The sequence below is a fragment of the Micromonospora sp. DT178 genome, from assembly GCF_049841695.1.
Classification (GTDB): Bacteria; Actinomycetota; Actinomycetes; order Mycobacteriales; family Micromonosporaceae; genus Micromonospora.
Window position 1 is genome coordinate 1 of record NZ_JBNCKV010000091.1, and the last position, 257, is coordinate 257.

Sequence of the window (257 nt, forward strand, 5' to 3'; positions counted from 1 at the left end):
GCGCGCTCGTTCATGCCGGCCTTCTTCGTCGCGGCGATGATGGCCTTGACGTTGGCGACCTGCTCATCCGACAGGTCTATACGCGACTGCGCACCCTGCACACCATGCGGCACCAGCACGCCCATGTCCGGCTTGTCGGCCTGAACCGCCACGGCCACCGGCATCGACTCGACCGACGGGGCCGCCTGGGCAGTCGCGGGACCGGCGAACACGCCACCGGCAAACGCCAGACCAGCAACACCAAGAACGCTCTTACG

1 pseudogene is annotated in these 257 nt (G+C 67.3%); it reads right to left on the reverse strand.

Annotated elements, in window-relative coordinates:
• Positions 1–257 (reverse strand): annotated as a pseudogene (locus tag ACLQ22_RS32095) (hypothetical protein); the annotation flags it as partial.